Origin of the sequence: Myxococcus llanfairpwllgwyngyllgogerychwyrndrobwllllantysiliogogogochensis (assembly GCF_006636215.1) — a bacterium.
Classification (GTDB): domain Bacteria; phylum Myxococcota; class Myxococcia; order Myxococcales; family Myxococcaceae; genus Myxococcus; species Myxococcus llanfairpwllgwyngyllgogerychwyrndrobwllllantysiliogogogochensis.
On the sequence record NZ_VIFM01000006.1, the window covers coordinates 99,265 to 111,116 of the forward strand.

General features: G+C 69.5%; 9 protein-coding genes. 2 read left to right on the forward strand and 7 right to left on the reverse strand.

Annotated elements, in window-relative coordinates:
* Nucleotides 1-17: 17 nt before the first annotated feature.
* From FJV41_RS02880 to FJV41_RS02905, 6 genes are all read right to left on the reverse strand, one after another.
* A complete protein-coding gene (locus FJV41_RS02880) occupies nucleotides 18-836 on the reverse strand; it encodes a class I SAM-dependent methyltransferase (RefSeq protein WP_141640838.1) in 819 nt (272 codons plus the stop codon).
* Nucleotides 833-2,173, reverse strand: coding sequence for a cytochrome P450 (locus FJV41_RS02885; RefSeq protein ID WP_141640839.1), 1,341 nt, complete (start codon nucleotides 2,171-2,173; stop codon nucleotides 833-835). Before FJV41_RS02885 ends, FJV41_RS02880 begins: the two co-directional genes overlap by 4 nt.
* Nucleotides 2,170-3,507 (reverse strand): B12-binding domain-containing radical SAM protein, encoded by a 1,338-nt coding sequence (locus FJV41_RS02890; protein WP_141640840.1) that lies wholly within the window; start codon nucleotides 3,505-3,507, stop codon nucleotides 2,170-2,172. Before FJV41_RS02890 ends, FJV41_RS02885 begins: the two co-directional genes overlap by 4 nt.
* Nucleotides 3,504-4,898 carry a SagB/ThcOx family dehydrogenase gene (locus tag FJV41_RS54515; RefSeq protein WP_141640841.1) on the reverse strand — a complete coding sequence of 465 codons (1,395 nt, stop codon included), beginning with the start codon at nucleotides 4,896-4,898 and terminating at the stop codon, nucleotides 3,504-3,506. Before FJV41_RS54515 ends, FJV41_RS02890 begins: the two co-directional genes overlap by 4 nt.
* A 12-nt stretch (nucleotides 4,899-4,910) precedes the next feature.
* Nucleotides 4,911-7,160, reverse strand: coding sequence for a TOMM precursor leader peptide-binding protein (locus tag FJV41_RS02900; RefSeq protein ID WP_141640842.1), 2,250 nt, complete (start codon nucleotides 7,158-7,160; stop codon nucleotides 4,911-4,913).
* A 103-nt stretch (nucleotides 7,161-7,263) separates the two neighbouring features.
* Complete coding sequence (locus FJV41_RS02905) at nucleotides 7,264-7,593, reverse strand: hypothetical protein (RefSeq protein WP_141640843.1); 330 nt, start codon at nucleotides 7,591-7,593, stop codon at nucleotides 7,264-7,266.
* 388 nt (nucleotides 7,594-7,981) lie between these two features.
* On the opposite strand from FJV41_RS02905, the gene FJV41_RS02910 reads away from it, so the two are divergent.
* Nucleotides 7,982-9,049, forward strand: a complete 1,068-nt coding sequence (locus FJV41_RS02910; RefSeq protein ID WP_281291373.1) for a sigma-54-dependent transcriptional regulator — start codon at nucleotides 7,982-7,984, stop codon at nucleotides 9,047-9,049.
* Nucleotides 9,050-9,658, forward strand: a complete 609-nt coding sequence (locus FJV41_RS02915; RefSeq protein WP_141640845.1) for an RNA polymerase sigma factor — start codon at nucleotides 9,050-9,052, stop codon at nucleotides 9,656-9,658.
* A gap of 70 nt (nucleotides 9,659-9,728) precedes the next feature.
* Here FJV41_RS02915 and FJV41_RS02920 read toward each other — a convergent pair.
* On the reverse strand, nucleotides 9,729-11,852 hold a 2,124-nt coding region (locus tag FJV41_RS02920; protein ID WP_141640846.1), incomplete at its 5' end, for a caspase family protein.

An 11,852-nucleotide genomic window follows, 5' to 3' on the forward strand; every position in this document is an offset into this window, starting at 1 on the left:
CTCCAGTAGCGGCGTCGTTACAATGTTTCCACGGGAAGCGCCCGGAGGCCGTGGGCCACGAAGCCCAGCATCAGGATGGAGGCGGATGGGGTGCTGTAGAAACGGCGGTATCCCGCGCGCACCTGTTCCAGCTCCTCCTGGGAGATAAGTCCGGCGTCCATCGCCGGGCGCAGCCGCTCCGGGTCCAGCTGGCGTCGGAACGCCTCCAGGCCCAGCGCGTCGCTGTGGTACGCGATGACGTCCAGCCGGACGTCCGTGAACCCCGCGGCGGTGAGCAGGCGCACGAGCTGGCGACCGATGAAGCGATTGCCGCCGCGCTGGAGCTGAAGCCGCTCCGCCTTGCGGTGGATGGACTCCAGCTCCGGCAGTGACGGCTCCGCCACGCCCCACAGTCCCGCGTCCAACTCGCTGACCACCAGCCGCCCTCCAGGACGAAGCAATCTGAGGGCCTCGCGCGCCGCGAGCAGGGGCTCCTCCAGGTGTTGAAACACGAAGCGCGCCAGCGCCAGGTCGAAGCGCGCGTCGGGCAGCCCTGTCTCCAGGACGGAGCAGCGGTGCACCCGCGCGCGTGCGCCCAGTCGGGCCTCCGCGAGCACACACATCCCAGGGTTCAGCTCCACGACATGCAACGCGCCGGAGGGCACCAGCTCCAGCAGCTTCTCCGCGACGAACCCGGGCCCGCCGCCCAGTTCCACCACTGTCATCCCCTCCGTCAGCCCCAGGGCACGAAGGAGCCGTCGCTCCTCCGGCCAGCTCAGCTCCACCTGGGACTTCAGCCTCGCGAGCTCCTCGCCGAGCCCTCCCGCGTGCTCCTCCGGGCGATACGAGCCGCTCATTCCGCATCCCAGCGGCGAGCACGCATCGGCAGCCCGCCCGAGGGACGCAGTGTCACCAGCGCCTCCGGCTCCACGCGGTGTCCTTCCACGTGCTGAAGCTGGAAGCGCTGGACGACCATGGCCAGGACGAGTCGCGCCTCCATCATCGCGAAGTTGCGACCGATGCAGACACGTGGGCCTCCGCTGAAGGGCAGGTACGCATAGGGATGTCGAGCCGAGGCGCGGCTGTCCCGGAAGCGCTCCGGGTCGAAGGTCTCCGGCTCGCTCCAGTAGTCAGGATGGCGATGGAGCAGGTACGGGCTGACGATGACCAGGGTGCCGGCGGGGAGGTGATAGCCCCCCACGCAGTCGTCCTCCCGGCAGATGCGCGACATCAACCACACCGGGGGATACAGGCGCATCGCCTCCTGGAGCACCCGTCCTCCGAAGTCGAGCGCCCGCACCCGCTCCGCCACCAGTGGCTTCGTGCCCAGCAGCGCCCGCGCCTCCTCGCGCACGCGAAGCCGCGCCTCCGGATGCAGGCCGAGCAGGTGCAGGCTCCAGGTGAGCGCCTTGGCCGTCGTCTCGTGGCCCGCCATCAGGAAGGTGAAGATCTGCTCGCGCAGGACGCGCTCACCGGCGGGTCCGTCGAGCGCGGGAGGATGCCCTTCCAGGAGCAGGGCCAGCAGGTCCGTGCCTCCACCCGTCTCGCGCCGCCGCGAGAGGATGCGCTGGACGAGCGTGTCGATGAGCTGGCTCGCCTCGCGGAACTGTCGCAGGCCCACCGCGTCCTCGGCGTCGAAGCGGGACATGAAGCTGTTGAGCTGCTGCACCGCCCCGGCGAAGTCCGTCGTGGCGTCCTCCAAATCACAGCCGAACAGACAGCGGGTGACGATGCGCAGCGTGAGGTGCCCCAGCTCGCGCTCCACGTCGAAGGGGATGCCCGTGCGCGCCGGGTCCTCCCAGCGACGCAACATGTCCTCGGTGCACTCCGCCATGACCTGGACCCAGGGCTCGATGCGACTGTGCTCGAAGGCGGGACGGGCCACGCGGCGCTGCTCGGCCCAGGGCTCACCCTCGGTCGTCATCAGGCCCTGGCCCAGCATGGGCAGGAGCATCATCAAGTCGGGCGTGCCCTGCTTGACGTAGTTGCGCGCGTGACTCTGGAGGACGTGCTGCGCGTGGAGGGGATGGTTCACCACCACGGTGGACCAGCCTCCCGCCGTGTAGCGGAAGAGGCCCCCGTACCTGCTGGCGCTCTCCGTGAGGAAGCGCAGCGGCCGGGCGCGCAGGGCTCCCAAATCAGGAGCATCCGTCACCAGCGGAGGCAGGGGCAGGTTGAGGTCCGCCAGGCTCATGGCATCACCCTGAGCACAGGCTCGTGGTCCTGGAAGAGGGGATGTTTCGCCGCGCGGTACGACGCTGAGAACACCCCCTGGAGCTTGCGGTACTCCCGCATGAACTCCTCCCGAGGCATCCGCGTCCGCGTCACCGCGTGCTGCAAGTCGAAGTGCTCCCAGTGGGGCCGGCCATTCGGCTGCCGCTCCAGGATGTGCTCGAATGACTCGCACGCGGGCGTGCCTGGCAGCGGCGTGAGCAGGGTGAAGGACGGATAGTCGACGCCCTGCTCTCGGATGAATGTCGCGAGCTGGTCGAACTCCCGAGGCGTGTACTCCGGCTTGACGATGAAGCTGGCGAAGACGTGGATGCCCAACTCTTTCGCCGCCTGGAGCCCCTGGAGGATCTGCTCGCGCGCCTGCCGCTTGTTGTAGTCCTTCAGCTCGTGGTCGAGCACCGCCTCCAGCCCGAAGAAGACGCGCCGCAGGCCGATGTCCCGCCACCGCCGCATCAGGTCCAAATCCCTCAGGAAGGAGTCGATGCGGCAGTACGCGAAGTACTCCTTCTCCAGTCGAGCGGCTTCAATCTGCTCGGCCAGCGCCCACATGCGACGCGGGTTGACGAAGGGCTCGTCGTCCACGAGGAAGACATAGCGCTCGGGGATGGTGGCCAGCTCCTCGACGACGCGCTCGACGTCGCGCTTGTAGTAGCGGCCGTCCATGATCTTCCACAGCGAGCAGAAGTTGCACCGGAAGGGACAGCCCACCGTGGTCCGCAGCAGCGCGATGGGCTTCATCCAGTCGATGAAGTAGCGCGCCCGGTCCGCCGGCACGAGGCTCCGGTCCGGAAAGGGCAGCGCGTCGATGTCCAGCTTGGGCGCCTCGCCTCCGAAGCGGAACGTGTCCGGGGCGCGTGCCCACGCGCCTGGGATTCCCGTGAGCCCGTCTCCCGCCTCCAGCGCCTGGAGGATGCGCCGGAACGGGCGGACTCCCTCGCCGCTCACGACACAGTCAATCTGGGGCTCGAAGAAGTCCTCCGGCATCAGCGTCGCATGGTGTCCCCCCACCACCGTGCGCACCCGGGGCAGCAACGCCTTGGCCTGCCGACACAGCTCCAGCATCCGGGGCACATGCATGGAGTAGCCCGTGACGCCCACCACGTCGGGCTCGAAGCTCCACAGCGTCAGCGTCAAATCATGGGGATGCAGGCGCAAATCGAGCAGCCGCACCTCGTGGCCATCCTGACGGGCCCCCGCGGCCAGGTACTCCAGGGCGAGCGGCTCCGCGATGGCGCCCAAATCTCCCCAGCCGATGAGCTCCCTCTTCGCGTTGGGATAGAGCAACAGGACCTTCATGTGCCGTCCTCCTTCGCTCGGGTGCCGAGCGCGAACTCACCCACCGCGCCCTCGGCCAGCGGGGGGATTCCACTGGCGCGCGCGAACAGCTCGGAGTCGCCGCCGCCCAGCGCGCACGGCGCCAGGTCCATGGCGGTCGCCGCCAGATACAGCGTCTGGAACAGCACCCCGACGTTCTTGAGGATGAGCGCGTAGCCCATGGCCTGGTACTTCCAGAAGACGCGCGGGAAGCGGGCCGTGATGACAAGCAAGACCTGCGGCCGTCCCTCCCGGGCGAGCGTGTGCCAGGCGCCTTCCAACAACTGCTCCACCTGCTGTGTTCGCGGCGTCAGCCTGCACAGCTCGTGCTGCCCGGAGCGGTACTGATACAGGCCGGACTCCAGGCCCTCGCAGCGGTCCACGACGAGGTACAGCTCCAACTCATACAGCGCGCCTCCACCGGGGTAGGGGCGCTCACCCAGCTCGCCATGTTCCGTGGAGAGGACCCGACGCGTGCGCGCCGCGCGGTACAGCAGCTCACCGAGCTGTTCGAGGCTGATGGGCGGCTCGCCATACGTGCGGAGCGAGCGGCGCCGCTCCAGCACCTGGGTGAAGGGCGCGTCCTCCTGCGAGAGCCGCTTGAGGTCGGGCCGGGGCAACGGCACCACCGCCTCCGTCATCCGGGGCTTCAGCGCGGGCAGGGGCTCCATCCGGTGCTCGAAGCGATAGGTGGCGCCATAGGGGCTCGGCAGTCGCCCCAGTCGGCTGTGCCCATGGAACAGCAGGTCCTCCGGCTCCCACAGCGCCAGCGCGGCGTCCTCCTCCTCGGGGACGTGCACCGCCTTCGCGTCCAGGAGCATCCCCAGGAGGAGGTCCACGGCCTTGATGGGCAGCGTGGCGGCGCGCTCCGTCAGCTCGGCCAGGGAGCGCGGGCAAGACAGCTCCGGGAGGAGCGCCGCCGCCCGTGTGTCCCGCAGCAGCACGCGGGCGTGGGACGCGGGGACTTCCACCACGAGGTGGTGGTCCTCGCGACGCACGCACGCGAGCCGTGAGAGGACATACTTCGCCTCGGGCCTCCGGGGCTCCGAGTGGCCGGGGGCCGTGCTCGGCAGCAGCGTCGCGAGCGGTGCGTCCTCCAGCAGCAGGGTCCGGTACAGGAAGTCGTTCCGTGCGAGGGATTGGAGCAGGTGGTCCAGCAGGAGGCTCGCGGTGGGCCCGTCATGCGGCTCCGCGGTGTCGAGCAGCTCGTGTTCCGTGCCGCCTGTCTCCAATTGCTGGAGCGCGGCCCGGGCGCCAGCGGACAGGCCGCCGAACTCCAGACCGAAGCGAGGACTGGCGACGACGCGCCGCCCATCCTCCAGCGTGTGGACCTTGATGCCGGGCGTGAGCCCGAAGGATTCATGGAGCCGCATCGCGTCCGCTCCTCAGAAGAAGATGCCGGTGGGGTTGAGCTGCTCCTCGCGCAGCGGCCGCTGGACCCAGCCCAGCCGCGCGGGCACGTCGTAGAGCCGGCCCGGCCCGAAGCGCTTCCAGAAGTGACGCATGCCGGGGACCATCACCTTGACGACGGGCAGCCCCACGTCGGGCTGCGTCTGGTCCAGCACCAGCGTCTCCATGCCCGCGCGCCTGGCGTGCGCGACACAGCGCTCCACGTCCACGCGCAAGTCACCGGAGGACAGGTCGGGGAGCATGCCCAGGGGGCGCGCGGCGGCGTTCGGATCCGGGAGCAGGTAGGGCTGGTTCGCCGCCGTCGCCGTCTGCCACCACCGGACGGCCTCCCGCTCGGGGAACCAGTAGAGCGTCTTGCCGTCCGCGTCCCGGTGCTGCACGGCGGGGAGGAACTGGTTGACCTCCGTGAGCGCCCGCAGCAGCGCGACGCGCGCGTCCAGGTGCGCGCCGAAGCCCACGACGATGTCCTCCACCGGCGAGTCCCATCGCCGTGACACCGCCGCGAGCGTGGGAATGCCCAGGTCCGCGGTGATGTCCAACACCCACAGCTCTCGCTGGAGTCGGCCGTAGTGCTCCCGCAGCGCGTGGACATACGGCAGGTCCACGCTGTCCAGGTCCACGGCGGGCCGCCGCGTCCGCGAGTACCACCAGAGCGCCACCGAGTCGCGCTCCACCAGCTCCAGGAAGCCTTGGAGGATGGCCTCCTCCAGCGTGTTGCCCGCCGCGCAGCCGTTGGAGTCGCTGGAGCAGAAGAACCACTTGCGCAGGTCCGGGTGCCCGAAGGAGCAGTAGGCGCTGGGGACGTGGCGGAAGCGCTCGTGCGTGAGGGACCACGCGTGGGTCCAATGGATGCGCCGGTCGGGGTCGAAGACCTCCGGCACATGGTGGAAGCCGGACGGGTGTGAGGCGTTCCACTCCGCGCGCTGTGCGTACTGCGCGGGGCTGAAGTTCATCAGCGCGTTGGGGTGGACGGCTTCGTCCCGGAGCTCGTGGAGGCTTGCCACGTGGCTCCACTCCTCACCCCGGTAGACACCGGAGTAGCGCTCGATGGCCTCGCACAGCGCGCTCACCCGGGCCTGGGCATCCGTCGTCCCCTTGCCCCCGCTGCGGCCCCGGAGGTTGAGCAGGACGAAGCGCAGGTCCTGCTGCATCAGCGCGAAGTTGTGTCCGGCCGCGTAGCTGTGGACCAGCCCCGCGCCGTCGTCCGCGCTCAGCGGCTCCAGGTTGCGCACCACGCCGGTGATGGGGCTGATGTGCTTCTCCAGTCGCGCGAAGGTCTGCTCGGGGGACTGGGTGCGATGGCCCCCGTCACCGTCGAACCGCTTGGGACAGGGCCTGGGGATGACGGGCAGCGGCGCGCGCGACGTGGCCTCCGCGTCCGAACACACCGGACACTGGGGCCTGCGCACGAGCGCGTGTCGCTCCAATTCCAGCGTCGTCAGGTCCAGGGTGACCAGCTGTTCGCTGAGCGGGTGCTCGGGGCCGAGCACCAGCGCCTTGGCCACCTCCAGCGCCGCGAGCTGGAAGGCCGTCCCGGTGGTGGCCGACAGGCTCGCGGCCGGCAGCACCAGGGGATGGACGTGGCCCTGCTCCCGCTCCAGGAAGGACTCGAGCTGCCGGTTGGAGCGCAGGCGCTGCGCGAGGCAGGCCCAGCACGCCGTCAACGCGGGACGGAAGACGGGCCCCAGCCACAGCGTGCCGCCCACGGGCCTGGCCAGCATCCAGGGCCGCCGCGCCGCGAGCGCCTGGCGGTTGAGCGCGTCGAGCGCGGGGTGCAGGTAGTCGTCGCAGAGCACCAGTTGGAAGCCCGCCTCGCCCTCCGAGCGCAGGCCCTGGGCATGCAAGGCCTCTCGCTGGGACTCCTCCCACTCGCCCCCGAGCGAGACGATGGACACGGGCGTCTGGAGGCGCTCGGCCACGGTGGCCATGTCCACGCCGAGCGCGTGCCAGAAGGGCGCCTGCTCCGGCGCGTCGGTGCTTCCCTCGAGGATGCAGCCCTGCTCCGCGGCGATCTCCAGCGCGTGGGAGACCTCCACCAGGGACAGTCGCGAGGAGAGCGCCTCGAAGACCTCCGGCAGCGAGTGGTGTCCGTCCAGCAGCGGCACGAGCAAGGGGAAGGCGCGACCTCGCAGGAGCAGGTAGTCCTTCTCGTGCAGGAGCAGCACCGTCGACTCGTCGACGCGCTCCACGCGGCAGTGGCTCTTCCAGACAGGTCTCGACAGCATTCGTGACTCCCGGGGGCATGAAGCGTGGGCACCGCTGGAACGACAGGGGCGACACCGGAGCCCGGTGGCGCGCGGCCGCCGGGTCCGGAGCGATGCGCGGGGCTCAGGTGCAGGTGCAGCAGGGACAGCAGCAGCAGCAGACCGAGACATCCTTGGCCGCGGCGCCCGCCGCCCCGCCCGGCGTCACGGTGGGCTGCGGCGGGATGAACAGGGTGATGTTCCCGTCCTTGTTGCGGTCCCAGCTCTTGAGCTGCTCGTCGTAGCCCGTCGTCGTCGCTCCGCTGTACGCCTCGGTGAAGGCCACCGACTTGGGGATGGTGTCGAAGCCGTAGACCTTCAACAGGTCCGGGTCCTGCTCAATCTGGCCTTTCTTGCCAGGGTTCGCCCAGACATCCTGGATGAGCTTGGAGTACGCCGTGCGGAAGTCCGCCATGTTCATGCCTCGCTGCGAGTGGTGAGCGGCCCCGGATGAAAAACCAGTACGCGAAGACACGCTCGACAGGGCCGCCGCCGCGTTGTGCATGACGCACGCCAGACGCGGGCACCGCCTCGCTCGCGAGTCCTGTCGCTGGGATGCGACACATCCCGCGTCTCGAAAGTCGCCGCGCTGCTTGCTTGCCACAAGCATTTGCTTGTCACGGGGACGCCGGCACACGCGTTTTCATCCCAGACGCGCGCGAAAGGAGAGGGTTGTCGAGATTTTTGACTGGTTGAGGTTTTGCAGGCCGGTGCGCCCCGCTTCCCCCACCCATGTTTGAGTTTGGAGCGGACGAATGCCGACGAGTCGAACCGACGCGTTTCTTCCGGTCATTGGTGAATCCATGTCCGGACTGATTCAGGTCCTGCGGGTCTTCACGCAGCAGGAGGACACCATCCTCATCAGCGGGCCCACGGGCTCGGGAAAGTCGAGGCTGGCGCGCTGGAGCCACGAGCACTCGGGGCGCAAGGAGGGGACCTTCGAGGTGCTGGATTTGATGACGGTGCCGGAGGAGCTGCAGATGGGGGCGCTGTTCGGCTGGAGGAAGGGCGCCTTCACGGGGGCGGTGCAGAACAGCCCGGGCTGCCTGGCGCTCGCGAAGGGCGGCACGCTGTTCATCGACGAAATCGACAAGCTGTCCCTGCGCGCGCAGGCGGGGCTGCTGCACGTGCTGGAGGAGCGGACGTACCGGGTGCTGGGGGAGGGCACGCTGCACCGCGCCGACGTGCGCTTCATCGTGGGGACGAACGTGGACCTCCACGAGGCGGTGACGGCCGGGAGGTTCCGCGAGGACCTCTACTACCGCGTCAATGTCCTCCCCATCCAGATTCCGCCCCTGGATGCGCGCCGGGACGAAATCATCCCGTGGGCGCAGTACATGTTGAGTCGGCGACACCAGGAGCGCGAGCGCGAAGGTGGGGCGCAGTTGGCCCCGGATGCACAGGCGCAACTGCTGAGCCGCAGCTGGCCGGGCAACCTCCGGCAGCTCGACAACATCGTCCGCCGTGCGTACTCGCTGGCGGTGATGTCCCAGGTCGAGCACGAGGTCCTGCTGAGGGACAGTCATGTGATGCAGGCGCTGGGCTACGAGGAGTCGCCCACGTCGCGCTCGCTCATCGAGGCGCTGCGCGTGGCGTCCGCGTGTTTCGTCATGGAGGCCCAGCGCGCCGCGGTGCCGTGGGACCTGGACCTGGCGGATGCGTTTCGTGGCTTCGTGCTCGGCACCGCCGTGCGGCAGGTGGGGCGGGAGGAGGCCTTCCTCCTGTTGGGCCGCAAGCGGCTCTTGAAGAATCGCAATCACTACAAGGCGCTCGAGCGCGAGCTGCGGAAGGTGGACGCGCTCGTCGAGGCGGTGGGGCAGTCGCCCTCGCCCTTCACGGACCTGGTGGACCTGTCGCTCGGGAAGGTCTGAATGCGCCCCGAGCAAGAGGAGTCGAGCGCGTCCGGGTCCACGCGCTTCGAGGCGCTCTGGAGTCAGCACCAACGCGCCCTGCTGCGAATCTGCGAGCGGACGCTGGGGGACCTGGACGCGGCCAGGGAGGCGATGAGCCGCACGGGAGTTCGTGTCTGGCTTCAGATGTCGCGCTCCTCCTCCCAGGAGGAGTGGCCCTGGGCGCTGCTGCGTCGGGTGGCCATCAACGTCTGCATCGACCTCCAGCGTGAGCGGCGCCGCCAGTCGTGGCGGTGGACGTCGCTCGACGAGGAGCTGGGGGATGGCGCGGAGCTGGAGGCGGCGCGGCCGTGTGGGGAGCAGGAGGAGCAGCAGTTGCAAGCGCTGTTGCTGGAGCTGCTGGAGTCGTTGCCGCCGCAGTTGAGGGCCTGTGCGCGTCTGGCCTTCGTCGAACAGCAGGGCTACGCGGACATCGCGGCGACGCTCCGGCTGACGCCCGCCAACGTGCGCAAAATCGTGGAGCGCTCCCGCAAGCGGCTCGTCCAGCCGCTGGCCCAGGCGGGGGTGATTCGCGACGAGGCCAGCTTCCATCGCTGGCTGTCGGGGCGGCGCAAGCGGACGGACGGCTGATGCGCGCCGAGCCGGCTCCCATCCAAGAAGGAGGGATGGGAGCCGGCCCGGTTTCAGCCGCGACGAAGGCTCACTGGCGCGCGGCGGCGACGGCACCGGTGACGGTGCTGACCAGGGGCCCGATGAGGGCGGGCGCGGTGCTGACCAGGTGCTGGAGCACGTCCGTCCAGCCCTTGTCGGCGGCGGTGCCCATCACCGCGGGCTGGTAGCCCTTGCTGGCGGCGGAGACGGCGCCGCCGATGGTGTTCACCAGCGGCCCGATGAGGTGGGGCGCGGAGGAGACGAGGGACGAGAGCACGTCCGTCCAACCCTTGTCCGCGCCGGCCGGCTGGTAGCCCTTGCTGGCGGCGGAGACGGCGCCACCGATGGTGTTCACGAGCGGCCCGATGAGGGCGGGCGCGGTGTTGACCAGGTGCTGGAACACGTCCGACCAGCCCTTGTCGGCGGCGGGCTGGTAGCCCTTGCTGGCGGCGGAGACGGCGCCGCCGATGGTGTTCACCAGCGGCCCGATGAGGGCGGGCGCGGTGCTGACCAGGTGCTGGAGCACGTCCGTCCAGCCCTTGTCGGCGGCGGTGCCCATCACCGCGGGCTGGTAGCCCTTGCTGGCGGCGGAGACGGCGCCACCGATGGTGTTCACCAGCGGCCCGAGGAGCGCGGGCGCGGAGGAGGCGAGCGACGAGAGCACGTCCGTCCAACCCTTGTCCGCGCCGGCCGGCTGGTAGCCCTTGCTGGCGGCGGAGACGGCGCCACCGATGGTGTTCACCAGCGGGCCGATGAGGGCGGGCGCGGTGCTGACCAGGTGCTGGAACACGTCCGACCAGCCCTTGTCGGCGGCCGGCTGGTAGCCCTTGCTGGCGGCGGAGACCGCGCCGCCGATGGTGTTCACCAGGGGCCCGATGAGCGCGGGCGCGGTGCTGACCAGGTGCTGGAGCACATCCGTCCAGCCCTTGTCCGCGCCCTGCGGACCCGTGGCCATCAGGGGATGTGTGAGGCCGATGGGCAGGCCAACGAGCTGCGAGAGGCCAGGGAGATTCGGCATCTGCGGATACGTCATGGTTTTGACTCCTTCGTTCGACTGGGTGACTGCGGGAGCCGTGGGAGCGCCCAGCCCGAACGGCAGGCTGACCGGGACCACGGTTTTCGGCGCTGCGCCGAAATCGGTGTTGAGGAAGACGGAGCGGTTGCGCACCCAGTTGGTGTCGGGCGTCACCAGCAACTCAGGCGTCTGCTGGAAGCCCAGGCTGGAAATCTGGGCCGCGGCCTGCTGGAGGCACTGCGCGTAGGAGACATTCGGCGTCCCGCCGAGCACCTGTCCCAGCGTGAAGGTGAACACAGACAGGTTCTTGGTGAGCTGCGTGCCCGCGGCCGCCGTCTGCTCGGCGGTGCAGGCCGTCAGCAGCGTGCAGTTGGCCTGGGGTGGCTCGGCCGCCACCTGCGGGTCATACGCCTTGGTGACGGCCACTCCCGGGAGAATCTGGACGGGCCGGCCGAAGCCCCGGAAGGGAATCTCCCCGGCGCGCTCGTCGGAGCTCCGGTGCAGCCAGGAGCGCTGGTGCGCCTGCGTGGCGGGCAGGAAGGCCTTCTCTCCCGTGGTGGCGCCGAAGTCGCGAGGGTCGATGTATGCCTTCACCTTGGCCAGCTCGACGCGGCGGGTGGCCCCCAGTTGATGGAGCTTCCGGGCGAAATCCGACGCGATGAAGAGGTCCTTCTCCATCCCCCCGGAGTGGCACGCGTCCAGGACGGTGGTCAGCACGCCCTCGGGGAGCGGCTGGGTCAGCTTGGAGAAGTCCTGGTCGAAGAAGAAGTCGTCGTAGAGCACCAGGCTCTCTCGCCAGACCTCGTCTATCTGCACGCGGTAGCCATGGCCGGAGAAGAAGAAGACCAGCGCGTCATCCTGCGTGGCACCGTCGAACAGCCAGGCCAGCGACTCCTTCAGGTTGCTCAGCGTGGCGGCCTCGTCCAGCCGGACCTGGATGTCCTTCGGCGCGAACCCATACTGCGTCCCCAGCAGGCTCACCATCAGGTTGGCGTCGTTGATACAACTCGACAGTTGATTGATTTGGGGACGGTAGTTGTTGATGCCCGCGACGACGGCCTTGCGGTTGCGAATCTGGTTCGGCGCGCGCAGCTCCGAGGAGGTGCGCTTGGTCGGTGTTTCCTTGGGAGCGGGGGGCGGACTCGCGGGGGGCTTGGG

Coding starts and splice junctions, on each gene's coding strand:
- FJV41_RS54515 (WP_141640841.1), bottom strand. CDS start 4,898: ATGCGGCTCCATGAATCCTTCGGGCTCACGCCCGGCATCAAGGTCCAC.
- FJV41_RS02900 (WP_141640842.1), bottom strand. CDS start 7,160: ATGCTGTCGAGACCTGTCTGGAAGAGCCACTGCCGCGTGGAGCGCGTC.
- FJV41_RS02915 (WP_141640845.1), top strand. CDS start 9,050: ATGCGCCCCGAGCAAGAGGAGTCGAGCGCGTCCGGGTCCACGCGCTTC.
- FJV41_RS02905 (WP_141640843.1), bottom strand. CDS start 7,593: ATGGCGGACTTCCGCACGGCGTACTCCAAGCTCATCCAGGATGTCTGG.
- FJV41_RS02910 (WP_281291373.1), top strand. CDS start 7,982: ATGTCCGGACTGATTCAGGTCCTGCGGGTCTTCACGCAGCAGGAGGAC.
- FJV41_RS02890 (WP_141640840.1), bottom strand. CDS start 3,507: ATGAAGGTCCTGTTGCTCTATCCCAACGCGAAGAGGGAGCTCATCGGC.
- FJV41_RS02880 (WP_141640838.1), bottom strand. CDS start 836: ATGAGCGGCTCGTATCGCCCGGAGGAGCACGCGGGAGGGCTCGGCGAG.
- FJV41_RS02885 (WP_141640839.1), bottom strand. CDS start 2,173: ATGAGCCTGGCGGACCTCAACCTGCCCCTGCCTCCGCTGGTGACGGAT.